This window comes from Tsuneonella rigui (assembly GCF_003958625.1).
GTDB lineage: Bacteria > Pseudomonadota > Alphaproteobacteria > Sphingomonadales > Sphingomonadaceae > Tsuneonella > Tsuneonella rigui.
The window spans coordinates 103,716-127,490 of sequence record NZ_RSEL01000024.1 but is presented as its reverse complement, the minus strand read 5'-3'; the positions used below and the strand labels follow the sequence as shown (position 1 = coordinate 127,490).

The 23,775-nt window shown below is 65.9% G+C and carries 23 protein-coding genes; 5 read left to right on the top strand and 18 right to left on the bottom strand.

Translation table 11 applies throughout. The annotated features are described in order from the left end of the window. Positions 1–11: 11 nt before the first annotated feature. Positions 12–2,060, bottom strand: coding sequence for a M13 family metallopeptidase (locus tag ELY12_RS10580; RefSeq protein WP_126176670.1), 2,049 nt, complete (start codon positions 2,058–2,060; stop codon positions 12–14). 344 nt (positions 2,061–2,404) lie between these two features. Next, the gene (locus ELY12_RS14340) at positions 2,405–2,578 is read right to left on the bottom strand and encodes a hypothetical protein (RefSeq protein WP_164549480.1); all 174 of its coding nucleotides are present in this window, start codon (positions 2,576–2,578) and stop codon (positions 2,405–2,407) included. Positions 2,579–2,947: 369 nt separating this feature from the next. Between ELY12_RS14340 and uvrA the strand changes: the two genes are divergently transcribed. Beyond that, positions 2,948–5,896 carry an excinuclease ABC subunit UvrA gene (gene uvrA, locus ELY12_RS10575; protein ID WP_126176669.1) on the top strand — a complete coding sequence of 983 codons (2,949 nt, stop codon included), beginning with the start codon at positions 2,948–2,950 and terminating at the stop codon, positions 5,894–5,896. A 14-nt stretch (positions 5,897–5,910) separates the two neighbouring features. Then, a complete protein-coding gene (locus ELY12_RS10570) occupies positions 5,911–7,746 on the top strand; it encodes a DUF7380 domain-containing protein (protein ID WP_126176668.1) in 1,836 nt (611 codons plus the stop codon). 155 nt (positions 7,747–7,901) lie between these two features. Here the strand turns inward: ELY12_RS10570 and ELY12_RS10565 are convergent, their stop codons facing one another. Further along, entirely contained in the window at positions 7,902–8,276 is a 375-nt protein-coding gene (locus ELY12_RS10565; RefSeq protein WP_126176667.1) for a GFA family protein, read from the bottom strand. Between the two features lie 192 nt (positions 8,277–8,468). Between ELY12_RS10565 and ELY12_RS10560 the strand changes: the two genes are divergently transcribed. Next, positions 8,469–9,590 carry a hypothetical protein gene (locus ELY12_RS10560; RefSeq protein ID WP_126176666.1) on the top strand — a complete coding sequence of 374 codons (1,122 nt, stop codon included), beginning with the start codon at positions 8,469–8,471 and terminating at the stop codon, positions 9,588–9,590. A gap of 11 nt (positions 9,591–9,601) precedes the next feature. On the opposite strand, the gene ELY12_RS10555 is transcribed toward ELY12_RS10560, so the two are convergent. The 4 genes from ELY12_RS10555 to ELY12_RS10540 all read right to left on the bottom strand — a co-directional run bounded on the left by ELY12_RS10555 (position 9,602) and on the right by ELY12_RS10540 (position 12,545). Further along, entirely contained in the window at positions 9,602–9,781 is a 180-nt protein-coding gene (locus ELY12_RS10555) for a hypothetical protein (protein ID WP_126176665.1), read from the bottom strand. A gap of 92 nt (positions 9,782–9,873) precedes the next feature. Beyond that, a complete protein-coding gene (locus ELY12_RS10550) occupies positions 9,874–10,413 on the bottom strand; it encodes a septal ring lytic transglycosylase RlpA family protein (protein WP_241229823.1) in 540 nt (179 codons plus the stop codon). Between the two features lie 528 nt (positions 10,414–10,941). After that, on the bottom strand, positions 10,942–11,253 hold the full coding sequence (locus tag ELY12_RS10545) for a hypothetical protein (RefSeq protein ID WP_126176664.1): 312 nt from the start codon (positions 11,251–11,253) through the stop codon (positions 10,942–10,944). 77 nt (positions 11,254–11,330) lie between these two features. After that, a complete protein-coding gene (locus ELY12_RS10540; protein WP_126176663.1) occupies positions 11,331–12,545 on the bottom strand; it encodes an argininosuccinate synthase in 1,215 nt (404 codons plus the stop codon). Between the two features lie 81 nt (positions 12,546–12,626). On the opposite strand from ELY12_RS10540, the gene ELY12_RS10535 reads away from it, so the two are divergent. Then, positions 12,627–13,064 (top strand): DUF1801 domain-containing protein, encoded by a 438-nt coding sequence (locus ELY12_RS10535; RefSeq protein ID WP_126176662.1) that lies wholly within the window; start codon positions 12,627–12,629, stop codon positions 13,062–13,064. On the opposite strand, the gene ELY12_RS10530 is transcribed toward ELY12_RS10535, so the two are convergent. The 8 genes from ELY12_RS10530 to rlmN form a co-directional block, all read right to left on the bottom strand. Then, the gene (locus tag ELY12_RS10530; protein ID WP_126176661.1) at positions 13,061–13,879 is read right to left on the bottom strand and encodes a phytanoyl-CoA dioxygenase family protein; all 819 of its coding nucleotides are present in this window, start codon (positions 13,877–13,879) and stop codon (positions 13,061–13,063) included. The two genes, ELY12_RS10535 and ELY12_RS10530, sit on opposite strands and share 4 nt — an antisense overlap. A gap of 67 nt (positions 13,880–13,946) precedes the next feature. Beyond that, positions 13,947–15,242 (bottom strand): SAM-dependent methyltransferase, encoded by a 1,296-nt coding sequence (locus ELY12_RS10525; RefSeq protein ID WP_126176660.1) that lies wholly within the window; start codon positions 15,240–15,242, stop codon positions 13,947–13,949. A 16-nt stretch (positions 15,243–15,258) separates the two neighbouring features. Continuing rightward, complete coding sequence (locus tag ELY12_RS10520; RefSeq protein ID WP_126176659.1) at positions 15,259–15,996, bottom strand: molybdopterin-binding protein; 738 nt, start codon at positions 15,994–15,996, stop codon at positions 15,259–15,261. After that, the gene (locus ELY12_RS10515) at positions 15,986–16,654 is read right to left on the bottom strand and encodes a cytochrome b/b6 domain-containing protein (protein ID WP_126176658.1); all 669 of its coding nucleotides are present in this window, start codon (positions 16,652–16,654) and stop codon (positions 15,986–15,988) included. Before ELY12_RS10515 ends, ELY12_RS10520 begins: the two co-directional genes overlap by 11 nt. Beyond that, positions 16,651–17,430, bottom strand: coding sequence for an SDR family oxidoreductase (locus tag ELY12_RS10510; RefSeq protein ID WP_126176657.1), 780 nt, complete (start codon positions 17,428–17,430; stop codon positions 16,651–16,653). The genes ELY12_RS10515 and ELY12_RS10510 overlap by 4 nt, the downstream gene beginning before the upstream one ends. Before the next feature lie 113 nt (positions 17,431–17,543). Continuing rightward, positions 17,544–17,882: a glycine zipper 2TM domain-containing protein gene (locus ELY12_RS10505; RefSeq protein ID WP_241229822.1), complete on the bottom strand. Its 339-nt coding sequence runs from the start codon at positions 17,880–17,882 to the stop codon at positions 17,544–17,546. 215 nt (positions 17,883–18,097) lie between these two features. Then, entirely contained in the window at positions 18,098–18,451 is a 354-nt protein-coding gene (locus ELY12_RS10500) for a glycine zipper 2TM domain-containing protein (RefSeq protein WP_126176656.1), read from the bottom strand. 80 nt (positions 18,452–18,531) lie between these two features. After that, a complete protein-coding gene (gene rlmN, locus ELY12_RS10495) occupies positions 18,532–19,767 on the bottom strand; it encodes a dual-specificity RNA methyltransferase RlmN (protein ID WP_126176655.1) in 1,236 nt (411 codons plus the stop codon). 225 nt (positions 19,768–19,992) lie between these two features. Here rlmN and ELY12_RS10490 point away from each other — a divergent pair, with 225 nt between their 5' ends. Further along, positions 19,993–20,664 carry an outer membrane protein gene (locus ELY12_RS10490; protein ID WP_126176654.1) on the top strand — a complete coding sequence of 224 codons (672 nt, stop codon included), beginning with the start codon at positions 19,993–19,995 and terminating at the stop codon, positions 20,662–20,664. A gap of 57 nt (positions 20,665–20,721) precedes the next feature. On the opposite strand, the gene ELY12_RS10485 is transcribed toward ELY12_RS10490, so the two are convergent. The 3 genes from ELY12_RS10485 to ELY12_RS10475 are packed head-to-tail and all read right to left on the bottom strand — an operon-like array spanning position 20,722 to position 23,684. Next, complete coding sequence (locus ELY12_RS10485; RefSeq protein WP_126176653.1) at positions 20,722–21,204, bottom strand: invasion associated locus B family protein; 483 nt, start codon at positions 21,202–21,204, stop codon at positions 20,722–20,724. Then, positions 21,197–21,679, bottom strand: a complete 483-nt coding sequence (greB, locus tag ELY12_RS10480) for a transcription elongation factor GreB (protein WP_126176652.1) — start codon at positions 21,677–21,679, stop codon at positions 21,197–21,199. Before greB ends, ELY12_RS10485 begins: the two co-directional genes overlap by 8 nt. A 34-nt stretch (positions 21,680–21,713) precedes the next feature. Further along, on the bottom strand, positions 21,714–23,684 hold the full coding sequence (locus ELY12_RS10475; RefSeq protein ID WP_241229821.1) for a lytic transglycosylase domain-containing protein: 1,971 nt from the start codon (positions 23,682–23,684) through the stop codon (positions 21,714–21,716). Positions 23,685–23,775 lie beyond the last annotated feature (91 nt).

The window sequence follows — 23,775 nt, the reverse complement described above, 5'->3', positions numbered from 1 at the left end:
ATCAACAAAAGTTACCAGATCCGCGCGCGCTCTTCGGGCGTAATGTAGTTGGCATCGCCCGGCTTCACGTCGAACGCCTTGTACCACGCATCGACGTTCCGCAGCGGGCCGATCGTGCGGTAGCGCTCGGGGCTGTGCGGGTCGGTGGTGACCTGGTTGCGCAGATCGTCCTCGCGCGCCTTGGACTTCCACACCTGCGCGTAGGACAGGAAGAAGCGCTGGTCGCCGGTGAGGCCGCCGATCACCGGGGCTTCCTTGCCGCCCAGCGACTTGTGGTACGCATCGAGCGCCACCAGCACGCCGGCGAGGTCGGCGATGTTCTCGCCCATCGTCAGCGTGGGGTTGATGAACGCGCCCGGCGCCACTTCGTACTTGGCGTACTGGTCGCCGAACACCTTGGCTTCCTTCTCGAAGCGGGCGGCGTCCTGCGGGGTCCACCAGTCGCGCACCGCGCCGCTGGCGTCGATCTTGCGGCCCTGGTCGTCGAACCCGTGGCTGATCTCGTGCCCGATCACCACGCCGATCGCGCCATAGTTGACCGCCGGATCGGCATAGGCGTCGAAGAACGGCGGCTGCAGGATGCCGGCCGGGAACACCATCTTGTTCTCGAGGCCGCCGTTATAGGCGTTCACCGTCTGCGGGTTCATGCCCCACTTCTTGCGGTCGACCGGCTTGCCGAGGTCTTCCATCGCGTACTCGGCGTTGAACTTGGTCGCCGCGACCGCGTTTTCGTACAGGCTGTCGCCGATCGCGAGGCCCGAGAAATCGCGCCACTTGTCGGGGTAGCCGACCATGACCTCCATCTTCTCGAGCTTGTCGATCGCCGCTTTCTTGGTGTCGGCACCCATCCAGTCGTTGCCGCGGATGCGGTCGGCCATGGCCAGCTTCAGGTTCTTGATCAGGTCTTCCATCCGCTCCTTGGCGACCGGCGGGAAGTATTCGGCGACGTAGCCTTCGCCGACCAGCTCGCCCATCGAGCCGTTGACGTTGTCGATGCCGCGCTTCCAGCGGGGGCGCTGCTGGGTCACGCCGCTGATGGTGCTGGTGTAGGCGAAGCGGCTGTCGACCATCTTCTTGGGCAGGAAGCCGGTTGCCTGGTCGGCGACGTGGAATTCCTCCCACAGCTTGAGCGTGTCGAGATCGGTCGCCGCGTAGAGCGCCGAGAGCGCCTTGATCGCGGTGTTCTCGTTGACGATGATCCGCTTCTGCGGGCCGAGGTTGGCGCCGTCCCAATAGGCGGCCCAGTCGATCCCGGGAGCGTAGGCTTCGAGCTGCGCAGTCGACATCGGGTTGTTGATCTTGGAGATGTCGCGGCGGTCGTCATTCGCCCACGACAGTTGCGCGATGTAGGTCTCGAACGCCATCACTTCCTGCGCCGCGACCGCCGGGTTCGGCGTGCCGAGCGCGCGGAAGGTGCGTTCGATATAGGCCTGGTAGGCCGCGCGCTGCTTGGCGAAGTCCGACTTCAGGTAATAGTCGCGGTCGGGCATGCCGAGCCCGGCCTGGCCGAACCACAGTACGTTCATCGTCGGATCGTCGCTGTCCACGTACGGACCGCCAGCGAACAGCGTGGTGCCGAACTTGTCGTAGGTCGAGCCCATGAAGCGGGCGAATTCGGTCTTGTCGTCGATCCCGCGGACGACATTGATGTCCTTCATCAGCGGGGCGAGGCCGGCGCGTTCGATCGCCTTTTCGTTCATGAACGCGGCATAGGCCTTGCCGTACTTGGTCGAGGCGTTGGCGGGGCTGGTGACCAGCGTCCGGACCTGATCGCGCGCGGTTTCGTCGAGATTGACGAAGCTGCCGACCGAGGCCTTGTCGCTCGGGATTTCGGTGGCCGCGATCCAGGTGCCGCTGGCGTACTTCTCGAAGTCGTCGCCCGGCTTGACGGTGAGGTCGCGCGCCGAGAGGTCGATGCCGAAGTCGCCGATCTGCGGGTGGCCGGTGACGACGATCTGCTGCGCATCGTCAGTCTGCGCGTCCTGCGCGAGAGCCGGCGCGGCGGCGAGCGAAAGGGCGAGGGCGGTGGCCGCCGCCAGAGAGGTCTTGAAGCTGGTCATGTAAAGCAGTCCCCTGAAAACGCGCGCACCGATGCTCCCCCTGAGCCGGCGGTGCAAGTGGTTGTCGCTGAAACTGCTTTCCCGCGCGGGGCGCGACGGCTGGTCGATGAACGGCGGGGAGGGGTCGACGAAGAGCGGAACGCGCCGGGCTACCGCCGCTTCGCCGTGAACTCGCAGCACAGGTATACGATCGCGCCGGTCAGCACGATGGCGGCGATGACGATGAGGGTTCCTTCAGACACGACGTGCTCTCCTTCAGCGGGAGCACACTCGGTCTCTCAGTCACAAACTGGCCAGGCAGTTGTCTGCCATGGTTCGGCCCTAGCACGGGCGCGCCGGTTTACCTAATTGCCCGTCGGCTCGCCGGACTCGGCGAGGATGCGCGCAATATCGGCCTCACCCTCGGCCGCCATCGCCAGCAGTTCGGCCCGGGCCCTTTCGTCCATCACGTAGGTGGCGAGGCGGCGGCACTGTTCCACCCGGCCGCGCATCTTCTTGAGCAGTTCGTCCTGTTCCATGCTCTGCGCCCTGCTCGACTCGTGATCGGGAAGCGTGTCTAGCGAGGCGAAGGATTTATGCAATGGAATCAACGAAAGCAGGCGTGTGGAGACAGGAAAGGCTGCGCCTCCTTTGACCGGAGACCCACGGAGACGATCTCGACAGCCAGGGAGTCAGCGCAGCCCTGCTGAGTATGACTCGAAAGGCGGGCGCCGGTTCCCTGTCGCTTGAAAAATTTTTTGATTGGCGATGCGGTCATGCGCCAGCTCCCCGCAGAGCCGCCCTCGAGTTGCAATCCGGACCCCGCTCCCCACATCGCGCGTTGCGTGGGGGAGGGCTTCCCGCGCGCCTCTTGACACCCGCGAACGAAACCGGAACACGCTACCCTTATGTCCCTAACAAAGATCAGCGTGCGTGGTGCGCGGGAGCATAATCTCAAGGGGATCGATATCGATCTGCCGCGCGACAGCCTGATCGTGATCACCGGGCTGTCGGGCTCGGGCAAGAGCAGCCTCGCGTTCGATACCATCTATGCCGAGGGGCAGCGGCGTTACGTCGAGTCCTTAAGCGCCTACGCGCGCCAGTTCCTCGAGATGATGCAGAAGCCCGATGTCGAGCACATCGACGGGCTCAGCCCCGCGATCTCGATCGAGCAGAAGACCACTTCCCGCAACCCGCGCTCGACGGTCGCGACGGTGACCGAGATCTACGATTACATGCGCCTGCTGTGGGCGCGGGTGGGGGTGCCGTATTCGCCCGCCACCGGGCTGCCGATCGAGGCGCAGACGGTCAGCAACATGGTCGACCGGGTGATGGCGCTGCCCGAGGGCACGCGCGCCTACCTGCTCGCGCCGGTCGTGCGCGGGCGCAAGGGCGAATACCGCAAGGAGCTCGCCGAGTGGCAGAAGGCGGGCTTCACCCGCGTGCGCATCGACGGCGAGATGTACGAGATCGGCGAGGCGCCGGCGCTCGACAAGAAGTACAAGCACGACATCGAGGTGGTGGTCGATCGCCTGGCGGTGCGCGAGGGGATCGAGACCCGGCTCGCCGACAGCTTCGAGACTGCGCTCAAGCTCGCCGAGGGGCTGGCCTACGTCGATCTCGCCGACGGTCCGGTGCCTGGGCGCGAGGTGGAGGATGCGGGCGGCGCGATGAAGGGCGCCGGCCTCCCCGCCAACCGCATCGTGTTCTCCGAGAAGTTCGCCTGCCCGGTGTCCGGCTTCACCATCGAGGAGGTCGAGCCGCGGCTGTTCTCGTTCAACGCCCCGCAGGGCGCGTGCCCGGCGTGCGACGGGCTTGGCGAGAAGCTGTTGTTCGATCCGCAACTGGTGGTGCCCAACGAGCACCTCAGCCTCAAGCAGGGCGCGGTGGTGCCGTGGGCCAAGTCCAACCCGCCGAGCCCGTATTACATGCAGGTGCTGAGCTCGCTGGCGAAGGAATACGGCTTCGACCTCACCACCCCTTGGGACGCGCTGGGGGAGGATAACCAGGACGTCATCCTCCATGGCACCAAGGGCAAGGCGGTGCCGCTGACGTTCAAGGACGGGCGCAAGGAATACACCGTGCGCAAGGCGTTCGAGGGGGTGATCGGCAACCTCAACCGCCGCATGCTGCAGACCGAGAGCGCGTGGATGCGCGAGGAGCTGGGCAAGTACCAGACCGCGCAGCCGTGCGAGACCTGCCACGGCAAGCGCCTCAACGACAAGGCGCTGGCGGTGAAGGTCGCCGGGACCGACATCGCCACCCCCACGCAGATGAGCGTCACCGCCGCGAAGGACTGGTTCCTCGCGCTGCCCGAACAGCTCAGCGACACCCAGAACCAGATCGCGCGCGCGATCCTGAAGGAGATCAACGAGCGGCTGGGCTTCCTCGACAACGTCGGGCTCGATTACCTCAACCTCGACCGGACCAGCGGCACGCTGTCGGGCGGCGAGAGCCAGCGCATCCGCCTCGCCAGCCAGATCGGCAGCGGGCTGTCGGGCGTGCTCTACGTGCTCGACGAGCCGAGCATCGGCCTCCACCAGCGCGACAACGACCGGCTCTTGGAAACGCTCAAGCGCCTGCGCGACCTCGGCAACACGGTGATCGTGGTCGAGCATGACGAGGACGCGATCCGCGCCGCCGACCACGTGGTCGATCTCGGCCCGGGCGCGGGCGTCCACGGCGGCGAGATCGTCGCGCAAGGCACGCTCAAGGAAGTCCTGCGCTCGAAGAAGAGCCTCACCGCCGACTACCTCACCGGCCGGCGTGAGATCGCGGTGCCGGCTGAGCGGCGCAAGGGCAACGGCCACCACATCACCGTCCACGGCGCGCGGGCGAACAACCTCAACAACGTCACCGCCAGCATCCCCTTGGGCACCTTCACCTGCGTGACCGGCGTCAGCGGCAGCGGCAAGTCGAGCTTCACTATCGACACGCTCTACGCGGTCGCCGCGCGCACATTGAACGGCGCGCGGGTGATCGCCGGCGCGCACGACAAGGTCACGGGCCTCGAGCTATGCGACAAGGTGATCGAGATCGACCAGTCGCCGATCGGCCGCACCCCGCGCTCCAACCCGGCGACCTACACCGGCGCCTTCACCCAGATCCGCGACTGGTTCGCCGGCCTGCCGGAGGCGCAGGCGCGCGGGTACAAGGCGGGGCGCTTCAGCTTCAACGTCAAGGGCGGCCGGTGCGAGGCGTGCCAGGGCGACGGGCTGATCAAGATCGAGATGCACTTCCTGCCGGACGTGTACGTCACCTGCGAGGAATGCCACGGCAAGCGCTACAACCGCGAAACGCTGGAGGTGAAGTTCAAGGGCCTCAGCATCGCCGACGTGCTCGACATGACGATCGAGGACGCGGAAGGCTTCTTCAAGGCCGTCCCCCCAATCCGCGACAAGATGCACATGCTGAACGAAGTCGGCCTCGGCTACGTCAAGGTCGGCCAGCAGGCGACCACGCTGTCGGGCGGGGAGGCGCAGCGGGTGAAGCTCGCCAAGGAACTCAGCCGCCGCTCCACCGGGCAGACGCTCTACATCCTCGACGAGCCGACCACCGGCCTGCACTTCGAAGACGTGCGCAAGCTACTCGAAGTGCTCCAGCGCCTGGTCGACCAGGGCAACAGCGTGGTGGTGATCGAGCACAATCTCGACGTGATCAAGACGGCGGACTGGATCGTCGATCTGGGACCGGAAGGCGGCGTACGCGGCGGGGAGATCGTGGCGGAAGGCACGCCGGAAGACGTGGCGAGGGAGCCGCGGAGTTACACGGGGCACTACCTGCGGCCGATGTTGGAGAAGGTGGGTGCTTCAACCCATCAGATAATGAGGAGGCCGCAGCAGGTCGCGGCGGACTAAACAGGCGGGGATCAATGTACAAAGAACGTTTCTCTGAGGCAGATTTCTTGTCCGTTGATCCCTCGACGGTGGTCGCTGACGCAAATTGCGTTGACATAGAGGCGTTCGATGCGCGCTTTTTAGAGGCGGCGAAGGACGCCGACGAGGCCGGAGATAAGTCGCGGGCGCTTGCATTCCGTCTCTTCGCAGCGGTGTCGCGCTTTCATTTCCGCCCTGAGGACAAAGCAGAGCCTTTTTCTAACATGGCTTCTTTCGGCGATGGCACGAGGACGTTGATGGGCTCTGACTTTGATCGGGAAGATATCCACACGCTCGCCTCGGTTGCCGACAAGATCGACCTTTTACCTCTTCGGACGCGTATCGCTGATCTTGTTTGGTCCCGGGACAAGTCCCGTGTTGCACACAGTCGCCTTGCCATTGATGGCTACGTTCAGATGGTACTCAACGTCCTCAGCGGCGTCGGAACGTTGAGGTTTGAGCGGTCGAGCGCAACGGGGATCAGTGTACAAAACTTTCTAGAGCGAGCCCTGGTGATTGCCCGATCTACAGGTTGGGAAAAGGCGGAAAATGACGCGCTGAGGGGCGCCTTTACCGAAGTGATCAGGGCAGCGGTTACCGAGGGCGGGATGGCGCTCGTGCGTTTCGCTCGACTGGGGCTTCGCTATGGGATTGAGAATGTCGAGGCAGAAGTCGGAGATCTCGACTCAAAGGCCGACGAAGCCCGATTGAGAAACGAGTTCCACGAAGCGATTGCATTGCAAGAACTGGCGAATTCCATTGCTGCCCGGAAGAACCAAGGGGAGATATCATCCGAAGGCCGCCTGCGGCTGGCTAAAATTCATGAGAGTCAAGCAGATGCCTCCGGAGATTCGTCGTTTCTACAAACGCACTCTCTGCAGTTGGCGATCGACGCGTTGCAGGGTGCGAAGGGTGTACGTGAAGAGAGACAACGCCTGCACGAGCGTTTGAAAGAGGCGCAGCTTCACTTTGCGGACGAAATGGGTTCCTTCGGCCATTCGATGGATCTTAGTGATGAGGTGAAACGCCTCTTAGACGGCTACTCTGGGTTGGATTTGTTGGAGTGCCTTAAAAGGCTAGCCCTGACGGAGCTTCCTAGAGACCCCGATAAAATGATAGATGAGGCGCGGGAGCAAGCGCAGAAATACCCATTGTCCTCATTGTTCGCCACATCTCTTCTGGATCGAAACGGCCGGACGGTCGCCAGAACCGGTGGAGGAATTGAAGAGAACGATACTCTTCGCCACAAGGTCATCCAGCAGTTTGATATCAGTATGAGCCTTGCGATCGGCGCCGCAGTTGTGCCCGCGAGAACAGAGATAACTCAGCGCTTTTATATCCCCGAGCAACTTCTATATTGGATTTGTCGCTATAGCCCGTTTGTCCCAAATGGCTATGAGACTCAAATCGCGCGCGGTCTTCACGCATTTCTGTATGGCGATGAGATCGTTGCTGGATCGTTGCTGATACCCTTCCTTGAGGCGGGACTGCGCGCTCTGGTTGCGGCTGCTGGAAGAGCAGATACTACCATTTCGCTAGGTGGCATTGAACAAACAATTGGATTGGGCAATTTATTGGGTCAACACCGAGACATATTGGAAAAAGTGTTTGGAGTGAACCAAATTTTCGCCGTTGAGAACCTTTTTGTCCACGAACTAGGACCTAAGGTGCGGCACACATTTTGCCACGGCATGACCGAAGATGGTTCTTTTTATTCGCATCAGTACGTGTACGCGTGCAAACTTATATTTTCGCTTGTAATGCTTCCTCTAGTTCAAGAGGCAACTTGGCGAAGGGTTAAACCCGAACTTGAGAAGCATCTTCAAAGCTGAAGCCCGACATAGCATATCGACTCCTTGGCGTTCTGAGCGTCGCAATAGGCGTAACCGAGCTTCCTAATGTGATCAGACCGCAATGGAACAGGCCTAAAACCACCCAACTGCAAGCGCCAACGGGGTGACGAAAATTGGGGGCTATAGGGCGAGCGTTACACTCCCCGGTTGTGTTCAAACCCGTGCATCCCCGCAAACGCCGGCAGCCAGTCCTCCCGCCGTACGGTCCAGCTTTCGTAGGTCGGGGTGAAGCGGCTCGGCTCGTCGAGGGTGCCGAGGTGGACTTCGATCTCGTCGTCCCAGCGGGCGAAGACCGATCCGCCGCAGGTGGGGCAGAAGTGGCGGTGCTTCCAGTGGCGGGTCTCGCCGGTCACGCGCACCGCGTCATCCTGGAAGATCGCCGCGGCGTAGAACACCGCGCCGTGGTGCTTGCGGCAGTCGAGGCAGTGGCACAGCGCCACGCGCCGGGGCTCGCCGGTCGCCTCGATCCGCACCGCGCCGCACAGGCAGCCGCCGGTGACCTGGTTCATTCGCTCGCCTCCTTGTGTTCGTCGCCCACTTAACGCCGTGGGAGGAGGCGGGTGCCCCTCCACCCCGCCGCTGCGCGACGCGGTCCCCCTCCCCGTGCCGGGGAGGATTAAACCGTTTTCCTACAGCCCGCGCCATCGCATACATGACTCGGTCCATCGCTCCCCATGCCACGGAAAAGACGGACCTCTCCCATGTCGTACATCTCTGCCGCCGCCCTCCATCGCGCCGCATCCTCGATCACTGGCGCGCCCGCGACCGCCATCGATGCCTTCACCCTGCCGGGGGACATTCCCGATGCGCCCGGCGAGGTCTCCGCCGTCGACGCGCGCGAGCTTGCTCCCGGCACGCCCTCCGAGGATTGGCGCGCGCGGGGGCTGGCGCATCCGGCGGGGCGGGGGTGGGAGGGGGTGGCGCGGGCCGCTGCCGCCTCACCCTCTGCCGAGAAACCCACCTTCACCAGCCTCGCCGCCGAGCTGCTCGCCGAGCCGGAGGAGGAGCGCGGCGCGTTCACCCGCGCGTTGCAGGTGCAGTTCCTCCACGCGCTCGCCGCGTGCGGGGCGGTGCGGCGCGCTTCGGCCGGCGTGGGGGTGAGCTACCGCACCGTCTATCGCGAGCGGCGCGCCAGCCGCACCTTCGCGCTCGCGTGGGACGCGGCGCTGATCGCCGCCCGCGCGGTGCATGCCGATGTGCTCGCCACCCGCGCGATCGACGGGGTGGAGGAAATCGTATTCTACCGCGGCGAGGAGGTCGGCCGCCGCGTGCGCTACGACAGCCGCCTGCTGCTCGCGCACCTCGCCCGGCTCGACAAGCTGTGCGACGATGTCGCGGCGGGCGCCATTGCCGAGGACTTCGAGGGCGCGCTCGAGCGCTTTGTCGCGGGCGAAGAGCTGGTTGCTCCGCCGGTGGAGAGTTCTTCGCCAGGACAGTGTGACAAGTGTGACAAGTCCAACAGCGCGGCGCCGGCGGAGGGCGGCGACGGGGAGGGCGGGGCGCAATACAGGGACGACGGGCCCGCCGTGGCGGACGGTGGGCCGCTCGTGTGGTGCCCGTTCGTGCGCGAGATGGTCGATCCCGACACCGCGCAACTCAACGCGATGGATGCCGAGCGGCCCGAGCACGTCCTCAGCCCGTGGGAGATGGAGGACGTCGACCAGGAGGAGATCGAGTGCGCGCAGGTCGCGGCGTACGAGGCGGGGGAGGAACGCTGGTACCTCGCGCTGCCGCCCGAGGACTACGAGCACGCCGCGTACCGGATCGCCGAGCTGGCCGAACTCCTGCGGCCGGAGCCGGAGATTGGCGCGGGGCGGGCCTAGCTGTGGGCCCCTTAGCTGTGGGGTGGCGGCGTGCCGCTCTCGATCTCGTCGCGCAGTTCCGCGGCGCCGCGCTCGGCGCGGGCGTCGGTGCGGGCGCTGGTCGCGCGGTTGCGCAGGAAGCCCCAGATGAACACCGCGATCAGCAGGATCGGCCCGCCGATCAGTACGAAGCTCCAGATTCCGCCGGCCATCTCGTCACCTCGCTTGCTTGCCTTTACAGGGTCCAGCGCGCGAGCGGCCGGTGCATTCCGGCTAGTGAGAGCGGGACGGCGCGGGGCGCCGGTCAGTCGAGGAGGGCGAGCTCCACGCGGCCGCTGCCGCGCGCGATCAGGCCGATCTGCGAGGCGGCCGACTTCGACAGGTCGATCACCCGGCCGCCGTGGAAGGGGCCGCGGTCGTTGATGCGGACCACCACCGACTTGCCGTTGGCGGGGTTGGTCACGCGGACCTTCGACCCCATCGGCAGCGTGCGGTGCGCGGCGGTCAACAAGCCGGGGTTGAACCGCTCGCCGCTGGCGGTGCGGTGGCCGGCCAGTTCGTTGCCGTAATAGCTGGCGACGCCGCCGCCGATCGCGCGGCCGCCGTCGAAGGTAGGCTCGGCCTGCGCGGGCTCGTCGGCGGGATCGATCGCGGTGACGTCGACCATGCCGGCGGTCGGAACGAAGGCGCTCGCTGCCGCGTTGAGAGGGGCGAAGGATGCTCGGAAGTCGTTGCCGGTGTCGGCGAAAGCCGGGCCGCTGGCCGATGCCGGGAGCATGAGCGCGGCCGCCAGGGCGATGCCGCGCAGCGCAGAGCGCCGGGTGCGTGTCGCTGTTCCGTCCATGGCGGGCGGTTTACAGGTCCGGTTCCGGGCTGGGCACCCCTTGGGAGTCACTTCGTCCCGGACTCCAAACCGTTCATCCGATGGTTAGGGAACATTAACCACGTTTCCGCGGCGGGCGGGGTGAGGGTGCTTTCCTACAGCGTGGTGGCGGTGCCATGCCGTCCGGCCCGAGTCGCGGGGAGCCGAAACGGGTGGTGGAGTTGGGCTACCGACGCGCTGGAACCGCGGTCGAAACAGTTCAGTGGAGAGGAGGGAGAACGCACGGAGGACCGGCGAGAACGGGCGGGGCCAGCCCCAATGCAAATGGGGCCGACCCGAAGGTCGACCCCACTCTCACCGGCGCGTGGTCCTTCCGAAGAAGGCGCTTGGCACCCAGTGTCGTTGCCGTAGGTCCGCGATCCGAAGATCGCTTTCCGTTGGCTCTGTCACCGGCGCTCGCACCGGCATCCGGTTCCGTCAGATGGCGGTTTGGATCCGAAGATCCTCGCCCTCCATCCGGCGGTTCCGAGACCAGGAGTTCCGTAGTGGTCACCCGCCGCTGGCGCCGCAAACCTGGCCGAAGCCTGGATGCCTTGCCTGTTGGGCGACCGGGTTCTCCCGGCCGATGGTGGCATTGCTTTCGCGTTCTTCTCGAACGATCGATTTGCTTCGAACCGAAGTTCTCGGCATGCCGATCTCGAAGACCGCGCGGACAGTTGCCGCCATCTCGATGCGAAGTGAAATCTCTTGATCTTTCAGTCCGTTAGGACCGTCCGATCCGAGCTTTCCGCCCCGTCTCGATGAACCAAAGGTGCCTTGCGGGGCCGAGTCGTGCAAGCGCGCAGCCCGGCGCTTATCCACGTCCTGCGCTTTTCGCTGTGGACACGCGTGGATAAGTCAACGCCTCGCCGCATTTTTGCAGAAAAAAGCGTTCTAAATCAACGGTCTCGTTGGGCGAGCAGCCGCAAACGCAGTGCATTCAATTTGATAAAGCCCTGCGCATCAGTCTGGTCGTACGCGCCGGCATCGTCCTCGAACGTGACGTGCCGTTCGGAGTACAGCGAGTTGGGCGACTTGCGCCCGACCACCTGCGCCAAACCCTTGTAAAGCTTGAGCCTAACGGTGCCCGAGACCTTCTCCTGGCTGAGGTCGATCGCCGCCTGCAGCATCTCGCGCTCCGGCGCGAACCAGAAGCCGTTGTAGATGAGCTCCGCGTACTTCGGCATCAGCTCGTCCTTGAGATGCGCCGCGCCGCGGTCGAGGGTGACCTGCTCGATCCCCCGGTGCGCCCGGGCGTAGATCTCGCCGCCGGGCGTCTCGTACATGCCGCGGCTCTTCATGCCGACGAAGCGGTTCTCGACCAGGTCCAGGCGGCCGATGCCATGCTTGCGGCCGAGATCGTTGAGCGCGGCCAGCAAGGTGGCAGGCGACATCGCCTCGCCATTGAGAGCAACGCCATCGCCGCGCTCGAAGTCGATGGTGATGTATTCGGGCGCGTCGGGCGCATCCTCGGGGTTGTCGGTGCGGCTGTAGACGTAGTCCGGCACCTCCTCCCACGGGTCCTCCAGCACCTTCCCCTCGCTGGAGGTGTGCAGCAGGTTGGCGTCGGTCGAAAACGGGCTCTCGCCGCGCTTGTCCTTCGGAACGGGGATCTGGTGCGCCTCGGCCCAGGCGATGAGGGCAGTGCGGCTGGTCAGGTCCCACTCGCGCCACGGGGCGATGACCTTGATGTCGGGGGCGAGGGCGTACGCCGAGAGCTCGAAGCGAACCTGGTCGTTGCCCTTGCCGGTCGCGCCGTGGGCGATCGCGTCGGCGCCGGTTTCGCGGGCGATTTCGATCAGGCGCTTGGAAATGAGCGGCCGCGCGATCGAGGTGCCGAGCAGGTAGTCGCCCTCGTAGCGGGCGTTGGCGCGCATCATCGGGAACACGAAGTCCCGCACGAATTCCTCGCGCAGGTCGTCGATGTAGATGTTGCTGTCGGGAATACCCATCAGCTTGGCCTTGGCCCGCGCCGGCTCCAGCTCCTCCCCTTGGCCGAGGTCGGCGGTGAAGGTCACCACCTCGCAGTTGTAGGTCACCTGCAGCCACTTGAGGATGACGCTGGTGTCGAGCCCGCCCGAATAGGCGAGAACGACCTTCTTGATGTCGGACATGGGGCGTTTCCTGTAGGCTCGGCCGAAAGTCGGTGCGCGCCCTATGGCAAGGGGGCGCGGGCGGCAAGGAAGGATGCGTTGATGGGCAAGTATCAGGCGAAGACCGCGGCGACAGAGGTGTTGGTGGCCGATTACATCGCCGGCCTGCCCGACGCGCGTCGGCGCGAGGAGGCGGCGGTGCTTGATGCGATGCATCGCCGGGTGACCGGGCTCGAGCCGAAGATGTGGGGCCCGTCGATGATCGGCTACGGCAGCTATCACTACCGCTACGACAGCGGGCACGAAGGGGTGGCGATGCGCGGCGGCTTCTCACCGCGCAAGGCCGCGCTGACGCTCTACCTGATGGGCAATTACCGCGACCGCCAGCCGGAAGCCGACGCGCTGTTCGCCCGGCTCGGCAAGCACAAGACCGGCAAGTCCTGCCTCTACGTCAACAAGCTCGCGGACGTAGACCTTGAAGTGCTGGAAAAACTGATGGCGCTGAGCTGGGAGGCGATGAACGCCCGCTATCCCGACTAGGTGAAGTGGGGTCCCGGCCGCTCGTAGAGTTCCTCGAAATGCACAAGCGTGGGGCGCGGGCCGAGCGGCTGCGGCTGACCGCGACGGAAGGCCCACTCGCCGCGGTCGCAATCCTCGGCGCGGACGTAGCCGTTGATGTAGAACCGGCGGTAATGGTCGCTGCTGTTCCGGCCGGAGCCGTGCACGAGGTACGGGCTCCACAGCGCAAGGTCGCCGGGCTCGAGCTTGAGGTCGACGAGGTGCGTGGGATCGAGGCCGGCCTTCTCCAGCGCTTCCGTTTCGACCACGCTATCCATTACCGATGCGCCGCTGGTCGTGAGTTCGATCGGCCCGGCACGGTGGCTACCCGGGAGAATCCGCATCGCGCCACTTTCGCGGGTGTGCGGGTCGATCGCCAGGCCGGTCTGGATGTAGCTCGTCCCGAGGTTGCGATAGGCACTGTCGGGGCGGCGGAAGCGGCTGTCCTGGTGGAACGCGAAGTCGCCTTTGCCGCGGGGCTTCTTCCAGTGGAGCTGATTGATGATCTGCTTGACGTCCTCGCCGATCAGCGGGCGCAGGGTGGCGCCGATCCGAGCGGCGATGCGGAAGCGGTCGAGCACCACGTTGTGATAGCTCGCCCACTGCGCCATCCGTACCTCGCCGCCGTCGAGCCGGTAGTTGAGGTTACCGTACCGGAAGCTGCGGCCGAGCGCCAAGGCCTCGGCATGGACCTCGTCGACCGCGGCGGAAAGCTCGGCGATCGCACCGGGCGGGAAGACCCCGCGCACGATCGCGTATCCATCACGGTGGTACTTTTCGGCAAGCTCAGTCGACATGCCGGGGTTGTCGGCAAGCGCGGCTGGTGGCTCAAGCTTCAAGCGGCAGGCGGGGTATTCCCGAAGTCTATTCGGCTGCCTCGAGCAGCGCCGGATCGAGGTGCCAGGTGGGCGCCGTGTCCGACGCCCGCAGGCGCGCGCTCTCTTCGAACATGAAGTCGCGGGTCATCGGGATCGCCTCGCGGTCCTTCACATAGACGATCTGCCAGTTGACCATGTTGCCGTTGCGGAAGCTCTGCTCGGCACCGGCAAGGTAGAACTGCCACATGCGGTAGAACTGCTCGTCGTAGAGATCGACGATCTCTTGCCTGTGCATCACCGTGCGGTTGTACCACTCCTCCAGCGTGTAGCAGTAGTGGAAGCGCATCGCCTCCACGTCCATCACCTGCCAGCCGTGCTTCTCGGACTGGGTGACGAGCTCGCTGAGCGCGGGGATGTAGCCGCCGGGGAAGATGTACTTGCGCGTCCAGGCGTCGGTCGCGCCGGGCCCCTTGGCGCGACCGCAGCAGTGACTGAACATCACCCCGTCGCGCTTGAGCAAGCGGTTGGTGTGCTCGAAGAACAGCGGGTAGTGCGGTGTGCCGACATGCTCGAGCAGGCCGACCGAGCTGATTCGGTCGAACTGCCCTTCGACGTCACGATAGTCCATCAGCGCGAACTTGACCTTGTCGGCCACCCCCTCGGCCTCGGCGCGCTCTTTGCAGAAGGCGATCTGGTCCTCCGCCAGCGCCACCCCGAGCACTTCGACGCCATAGTGCTTGTGGAGGTACAGCGCGAACCCGCCCCAGCCGCACCCGATGTCGAGCACCTTCATGCCCGGCTTCAAGTACATCTTGGCGGCCATGTGCGCCTTCTTGTCGAGCTGCGCCTGCTCGAGGCTCGTCGCTTCCGGATCGCCCCGGTAATAGGCCATCGTGTATTGCCGGTCCTCGTCGAGGAACAGCTCGTAGAGCCGGCGAGTGAGGTTGTAGGTGTGCTCGGCGTTGTGCGCGGCCTTGGCCCTGGGATTGAAGCTGTCGATCTTGGCCAGCAGCGCCTGCGCCGCTTTCCTCACCGGGCCCTTCGCGTCGAGCGAATCGTCGCCGACCTTCTTGGCGTTGAGCGTCACGAACAGGATCATGTCGCGGATGTCGTGCGGCTCTTCGACGGTGAGCCAGCCCCACATATACGCCTCGCCCGCGCCGACCTTGGGGTAGCGGGCGATGTGGTTGGCGGCCTTGGCATTGGTCAGCCGGATGCGGACCGGGCCCTTGTCGTCGAGCGCTGGGCCAGGGCCGTACTCGTAGACCTTGCCGTCGTGGTCCGTGACGATCAGCTTGCCGCGCTTGATCGCCTTGCTGAGGAACTTGTCGAGCAGCCACATCTTCGCGTCGTCTCCCTCAGGCGCCGGCGTACCATTGGTAGCCCCGGTCCTCCCAGTAGCCGCCGCGCCCTTCGCCAATGGTATCAAGGCTGGCGACCACTTCGATGCCGGTCAAGTACTTGGCGTGCTTGTAGCCGAGCTGGCGCTCGACTCGCAGGCGCAGGGGGGCGCCGTTGCGCTCGGGCAGCGGCTCTCCATTGAGCCGGTGCGCGATGATGGTCTGCGGGTGGAAGGCATCAATCATGTCGATGCTCTCGTAGTAGGGCGCGCCGTCGAGCACGTCGGCGCAGCGGAACACCACGAAGCGGGCCTCAGGCTGCAATCCCGCCCCGCGCAGGATGGTGGCGAGCTGCGGGCCAGTCCACTCGCCGATCGCGCTCCAGCCTTCGACGCAATCGTGGCGGGTGATCTGGGTCCGCTGCGGGAGCCGGCGGATGTTGTCCAGACTGAGCGAGAGCGGGTGCGTGACGAGCCCGGTCACGGTCAACTGCCAATCGGCGAACCCGCCGGCGAGCGCCGACGCATACTCCGGCGTTCCGACCGTCTGGGATCCATTGCCGCGGAACGAGGGCGAGATATCTGCCCGGGTGAACTCGGTCGCCAGCGCGTCACGTCCGGTGATGAGTCGCTGCGCCGCTTTGTGCCACCGCTCCGCGCTGCCGAGCACCGCCTGGCCCGCGCCGCTGTCGGCGACCTTCGAGCAGCCGCCCACGACCAGCGCGCCGAGCCCCGCGATGAGGCCCCTACGTCTCACGCGGCCCTCCGGTGATCATGTCGCGCATCTGGCGCAGCGGATGCGAGACCAGCACCAGCGCGACGTGGAGGATCAGGAAGCCGAAGAGGCTCCACGCGAAGATGAAGTGGAGCGAGCGCATCGATTGCCGCCCGCCGACGAGCTCGCTCACCGGCCGCATCAGCGGTTCCATGCCGGGGCTGATGCCGAGCCCCGTGACGATCATCCCCGGCAGCAGCACGCCGAGGACGAGGCCATAGGTGAGCTTTTGCAGGAAGTTGAACTTCGCATCGCCGTGGTCGAATTCGAACCGGAGGTGTGCCGCGACATCGGAGCGGATCGCCGACCAGCGCCACTCGCGCCGCCGCGTCATCAGGTCGCGCCGGAAGTGGCCGTTCACCAGGATCGCGATCCACATGAAAAGCAGCAGCAGCGCGAATGGCCAGGCCACCGCAAGATGCCACAGCCGCGCATCGGCGAGGCTGTAGTGACCGGGGATCGTCGTCCAGCCCGGGAACTTCGGCACGATCAGCCAGGCCTGACCCGGCTCGAAACCCCATTCGCCCCAGTAAAGGCGCTTGTGCGCATTCGAGATGTTGAGCCCGCTCATGAACAGGATCACCAGACAGGCGAAGTTGAGCCAGTGCCACAGGCGAGTTGAGACGGCGTGCCGCTTCATGCCGCACCTTCCCGGGCGAGGTAGATGACGTCGCGCGGCTGGCTGAGCAGGTGCTGGCCGCTGTCGACGAACAGCGTCTCGCCGCTCGCCAGCCAGCCTTGCGATAGCCACAGGCAGGCATCGGCGATCTCGCTCGCTTCGGTGCGCCTGCTCAGGAGGTTGAGCCGGTGGCTGACCGCCGCTTCGTCCTCGGACTGGTCGTGGCTGGCGAGGATCGCGCCGGGAGCGAGAGCATAGACCCGGTCTTCGGGGCGCGCGGCCCCCATTGCCAGCATCGGAACTGCTGCCGCGATCGCGTGCTTGCTGAGGGTGTAGCTGAAGAAGTCGGGGTTGGGATTGGCGAGCTTTTGATCGGTGACCTGGATCACCCGCCGGCCCCCGTTCGCCCTGGCGTGCGCCAGAAAGGCCTGGGCCATCCGCGCCGGTGCCTCCGCATTGACCCGGATCGCGCGGCGGAAGGTGTCGGCGTCGAGCTTCGTGACATCGTCGGGATCGAATACCGAGGCGCAGTTCACTAGGCACCGCCAGTCGGGCAGGTGCCGCGCCAGTCGCTCGATCATGTCCTCCGCCGCGTCGCCGTCGGCAAGGTCGCAATGAATGGCAAGCGCGCTCGGCAATTCGGCCGCGAGCGCATCGGCCTCGTCCGCCGAGTGGCCGTAGTGGATGACCACGTGCCAGCCCGCGCGGCCGAACGCCCGCGCAATCCCCGCCCCGATCCGCCGCGCGCCGCCGGTCACCAGGACCGCGGGCAGCGGGGAAGAGGGGGGTGCGCTCATGCAGCCCGTTCAAGCACAGCGCGCGGGTTTCTTAAAGACAAACAAGAAGCGCGCCGCTTCCCTCAGAAGCGGCGCGCTCTTGGTTCCGTCGATGCGACCCGACGGGAAGCGTGTTAGCGGCAGCGGTAGGACGACCGGCTCCTCTGGACCTCGCGGCCGAGGAGAGCGCCGGCAGCCGCGCCGAGGATCGTGCCGGTGGCGCGTTCGCCGCGGGTATCGACCGCGCGGCCCACGAGGGCACCGGCAGCGCCGCCGACGATCAGGCCGACGGTGCCGTTCGAGCGCTTGCAATAGCGGCGGCCGTCGTCACCACGCCAGTAACGGATGCCGTTGTCGGTGGTGTAGTAGCGCTGCTGCGACTGATAATGCCGGCCGCGATGATGATCGGCCATCGCCGGAACGGCGGGGACCATCAAGCTGGTGGCGGCAAGGGCGAGAGCAATCTTCTTCACGGGGTCTTCCTTTCCCTCGAGTTGAGCGACTTGAACTGTCGACGCTTGAACTGCCGAGGGGGTCCACAACCTCAGATGAACGCTTCGTTGGGATTGGGTTTTCGCGATAAGTCGCGCCTCTACGTCGATGAAACGAGTACCATCTTGCTGATCGCAGACAACAAAAAGGGCGCGTCGCTGGCCTCGCAACGCGCCCTCTTTTGTTTACCGTGAGATTAGCGGCAGCGCGCCTGGCCGCGATCGATCTGGCGACCGAGCAGCGCACCAGCAGCGGCGCCGAGCACGGTGCCGGTGGTGCGTTCACCACGCGTATCGACCGCGCGTCCGGCCAGGGCGCCGGCAGCGGCGCCGATGATCAGCCCGGTCGTACCGTTCGAGCGACGGCAGTAATAGCGGCCGTCCTCGCCCTGCCAGTACCGCGTGCCGCGATCGCTGGTGTAATAGCGCGGCTGATAGGCCTGCTTGGCGCGCTTGCCGTGGGCCGGCGCCCAGGGCGGCGGATCGGCGAGCACCGGTGCGGCGGGAATGGCGAGGCCGAGCGCGGCAACGGCGAGAATGGTTTTCTTCATGGTTCGACTGTCCCTGGGCTGTTTATGCCGGGTCTGCATCGGCCGGCTTGCCGCAACAGAAGCTGAACGACCGGATAGCCTTACGCCGCCGCGGCAGCCTCGCGGTCGCGCTCGGCGCGGCTCTTCTTTTCGGCCGCGGTGCGCAGTTGGCCGCAGGCGGCATCGATATCGCGCCCGCGCGGGGTGCGCACCGGCGCGCTGATGCCGGCTTCGAACACGATCTCCGAGAAGCGGCGCACGCGTTCGGGCGTCGAGGTCTCGTAGGCCGCTCCGGGCCAGGGATTGAACGGGATCAGATTGACCTTGGCCGGCAGGCCGTACTGCTTGATCAGGCGGACAAGCTCGCGCGCGTCCTCGTCGCTGTCGTTCTTGTCTTTCAGCATCACGTACTCGAACGTGATCCGCCGCGCGTTCGACGCACCGGGGTAGGCGGCGCAGGCGGTCAGCAGTTCGTCGATGCCGTACTTCTTGTTGAGTGGGACGATCTCGTCGCGGATCTCCTTGGTCACCGCGTGTAGCGAGACCGCGAGATTGACCCCGATCTCCTCGCCCGCGCGTGCCATCATCGGCACCACGCCGCTGGTGGAGAGGGTGATCCGCCGCTTCGAGAGTGCGAGACCGTCGCCGTCCATGACGATGCGCAGCGCGGCCTTCACGTTGTCGAAGTTATACAGCGGCTCGCCCATGCCCATCATCACGATGTTGGTCAGCAGGCGGCCGTCGGACGAGTAGTGGCCCGCGTCTTCGGCGTCGTCCAACCCCGCCATCGATCCCTTAGGCCATTCGCCCAGCGCGTCGCGCGCGAGCATGACCTGGCCGACGATCTCGCCCGCGGTCAGATTACGCACCAGCTTCATCGTGCCGGTGTGACAGAACCGGCAATTGAGCGTGCAGCCCACCTGGCTCGACACGCATAGCGTTCCCCGATCGGCGTCGGGGATGAACACCATTTCGAAATCGTGGCCGTCGGCGGTGCGTAGCAGCCACTTGCGGGTCCCGTCGGTCGAATGCTGCGCCTCGACCACCTCGGGCCGGCCAATCACAAACCGCTCGGCGAGCCACGGACGCATCGTCTTGGCGATGTCGGTCATCGCGTCGAAATCGGTGACTCCGCGGTGGTAGATCCAATGATAGACCTGCTTCGCGCGCAGCTTGGCCTGTTTCGGATCGAGTCCGGCATTGCCGAACAGCTCGATCAAGCGCTTCATTGACACGCCCATCAGGTCCACGCGTCCATCGGCGCGCGGCGTGATGTCGCGCGCGACGGGCACCGGATCGACAGGACCCGGGATGGACATGAGAGCGGTATCGGTCATCGAGCGCGCCCATATAGGTGCACCCGGGCGCGCGCGCAAACTCGGCAAGAGGCGCGGAGTTCCGCCGGTCGCCGATAACATTCAACCAGTCGCCGAAAACAATGTTGCGCGAAAGCCACAACATTCTTGTTGTTTTAGGTTCATGAAACTGGCGCCCCTCCGCCCCGTTCAGCGGGTCCATGGTCACGGCACAACGCCGGACGGAAAAGTGGAATGGAGTTACTAATGAAGTACAAGATCGCATCGCTCGCCGCCGCCTCGCTTGTGGCGCTGGCGACCCCGGCGATGGCCCAGACCGCCAGCGAAGCGCCGTTCAGCGGCCTGCGTGTCGGCGGTGAAGTGGGCTACGATCACATCCGGTCGGGCAGCACCGAGGACGTCGATACTACGCGCGACCTCAAGCAGTCGATCGACGGCGTGACCTACGGCGGCGTGGTCGGCTACGACTTCCCGGCCGGCGACAACCTGCGCATCGGCGCCGAAGCGTCGTATTCGGGCAGCACCGCGGGCAGCGACTTCAACAACGACCAGCCGCTGGTGTTCAACCTCGGCAACGTGAAGGCGGATCGCGAGATCTACGTCGGCGGCCGCGTTGGCTTCGTCACCAGCCCCAGCACGATGGTCTATGCGAAGGCCGGCTACACCAACCAGCGCTTCTCGGTCACGGGCAGCGACGGCACGGTGGACCTGAGCCAGAAGCTCGATACCGACGGCTGGCGTCTGGGCGCGGGTGCCGAGTTCGCGGTGGGCCGCAATGCCTATATCGGCGCCGAGTACCGCTACTCGAAGTACGGTGAGGGCGAAGTGGACTTCGAAGGCCAGACCCCCGACAGCAGCCGCTTCAACCTCGACACCGACCGCCACCAGGTGGTCGCGACCGCCGGCATTCGCTTCTGATCGGGCGCTACCCGGTTAACCAGGGGAGGGCGGGGCTTCGGCTCCGCCCTTTTCGCATCAATGGCGTGCGCAGCCTACCGTGGCCGCGTCCATTGCGGTGGCCGCGCCTTCGAGCGTGTAGGTGTCGGAAAACCGTCTGCCCCGCGCATCGCGCGACGACACGGTCATCGAGCGGGCCGAGCGCATGCCAGCGACGATCGCCGCGTCGATCGCCTTGTCCTGCGCCCAGGCATCCCCGCCTCCCCCGGTCAGCGCGAACCGCGTGCCGCCGAGACTGAGCGAGATGGCCGCGTTCTGCGCGATCTTGCGCGACAGCCGGAAATGGACTTGGCCCCGCACCGCCCGCTTGGGCCAGGTGCCGATGGTCGCGAAGGCCTGATAATCGCGCGCCGCGCGGCTCGGCCGCGGCATCGCGATGGCGTAGCAGCGCGGCGCCGAGGGATCGCGGAACGCAGCCCACTCGCCAAACACGCCAAGGCTGTCCTTCGCGGCGAGCGGGGCAGCAATCAGCGCCAGACCCAGCAAGAGCGCCTTACGCATAGGCGATGCCGATCACTTCCCATTCCTTCTCGCCGCCGGGCAAGCGCACGGTCCTGAGATCGCCGACCGCAGCCCCACGAAGAGCGCGCGCTAAGGGCGAGCTCCAGCCGATCCGGCTCGCGCCGGCGTCCTGCTCATCGTCGCCGACGAGGGTCAGGGTGCGCTGAACGTCGTCCTCGTCCGCGAGCGTGACCGTCGCGCCGAAGAACACCCGCGAGCGATCGGGCCGGGCGGAGGGATCGACCACCCGCGCCGCCTTCATCCGGCGCGCGAGGTGCGCCAGTTCGCGGTCGATCTCGCGCATCCGCTTGCGGCCGTAGAGATAATCGCCGTTCTCGCTGCGGTCGCCGTTGCCCGCGGCCCAGCTGACGATCTCGCAAATTGCCGGCCGCTCTGTACCGAGAAGATGATCGTAGCGCGCCTTAAGCGCGGCGAGACCCTCGGCGGTGATCGGGTTGGAAGCGGGCGCGGGCATCGCCTGCCCGTCTATCCGCGACGGGGACCCTGCATCAACCCGGGCGCTTGCCGATGAGCTGGCTGATCCCCCGCGCGTTGCCGTAGCGAGTGCGCTCCGGGTGAAGCGCCTCGTAGACCACTGCGTTTTCGAGCACGCGCTGGACGTAGTTCTTGGTCTCGAAGATCGGAATCTGCTCGATCCAGCGCAGCCAGTCGATACTGCCCGTGCGCGGATCGCCGTTGGCGCGCAGCCACTTGTTCACGTTGCCGGCGCCCGCGTTGTACGCCGCCACTGCCAGCGGATAGCTGCCGCCGTAGTAATCCATCTGGCGCGCGAAATAGGCATCGCCAAGGCGGATGTTGTACTGCGGATCGGTCGTCAGGCTGGCGCTCATGTAGGCGACGCCGGACTTGCCCGCCTGCTCGTTGGCGGTCGCGGGCATCAGCTGCATCAATCCGCGCGCGCCGGCGTGGCTGACGCGGTCGATATCGAACTCGCTCTCCTGCCGGGCGATCGCGTGGACCATCGTGTAATCCGCGCCCATTGGGGTCGCGACTACGGGGAAACCGACGCCGGTGAAGCCGCTGAGGTCCTTCTCCGGCGCGGCGCGTCCGACGACCACCGCGAGCTCGGGCAGGCCCAGTTCGTTGGCGAGGTTGGCGACGAGTTGCATCTGCCCCGCCGTGTTCGCCTGATCGGCCAGGGCGGTGAAGAAATAGCGCTCGGTCCGCCAGTCGGTCACGCGGGCGGTCTGGCGGATCGCTTGCACCAGCGGACGAGCGTTGAACGCTGCGGTCTCGGCCGGCGTCGGCTGGGCGAGGGCGACCTGCTGGAACTTCGGCAGCGGACGGCCCAGCCGCTCGAGCGCGAGCTGGCCGTAGAAGTACTCGGGATACTTCGCCGCCATTTCGAAATAGCGATTGGCCTCCGCCGCATTGCCGGCCTGCGCCGACGCATTGCCCGCCCAGTAGAAGCCCTTCGACCGCGTCTGCGGGGTCCGCGCGGCATTGCCGTAGCGGTAGAACAGCGGCGCGGCCTGATTGCCGTCACCCAGCGACCACAGCGCCTTGGTCCCGCCGAGCCACATCAGCGAGGTGTAATCGTCGCGGAGCTTGAACGAGCCCTGGTCGGCAATGTTGTAGCCGGGGACGAACAGGTCGTCGACCTTGCTGGCGATCGCCGCCGCGGTGCTGGCCGAGGCACCCTTGGCCTGAGTCAGCATTTCGGTGACCATGTCCTGCGCATCGTGCGGCGGCCGGACGAAAGCGGCGCGGGTTGCGAGCAACGTCTGCCCGCGCGAACCCTGGCCGCTCTTCCGATAGTAGCGGGCGAGGTTGTAGACATAGCCCGGATCGGCGCTGGCATTGGCCGGCAGGGGCAACCCGATCGCGGTCGGCTCACTACCCTGCAGCAAAGACAGCCGCGCCATGAACAGCGGACGGTTTTGGGGCGAGGTTGAACCAATTGTGCGTGCCGCAGACTCGGCCTGGCCCTGCCACAGCAACGCCCGCATGCGTTCGTCGTAGTCCTCTGTGGTGAAGGACGGGCCGAACAGGCCCATAAGGTAGGCCTCGGACCCGCTGCTCATCTCGCCGCCGCGCCACGCCGCCTGCGCCACCTGGCGCGCTTCGGGCCGGCCGAGCGTGGACAGCGCCAGCGCATAGCGCGCCCGAGCGGGGTTCGACTGCGGCGGGAAGCGGTCGAAGTAGGCGGCGACTTGCTGCGGGGTGTTCGCGAGATCGCGCTCCAGCGCGCTCTCCGCGTTGCTGCGGATGACCTCCATCCGAGGGAAATCGGGATAGGAGAGCGCGAAGCCGGCGTAGTCCGAGAAGCCCAGACGGTCGCTCGCGGTTAGTTGCTGCCAGCGTGATACCGCCGACGCCGCCTGACCCGGCTGCATCGACACCATCGGCGCACGCGCCGGGCTTTGTGCCTGCGCCGCGAGCGGAGCAGCGCCGCACGCGAGCGCGATGAGGGGAAGAAAACGAAGCGAACTCAAACGATTGCCGACCATGCTGGACATTCTGGTGCGCCGCTCCTTATCAGGCGATGAATGCGATGAAGCCGGGCATGCGGAACCCACCCCTCTCCGCCCGGACGGTATCACCCCAACG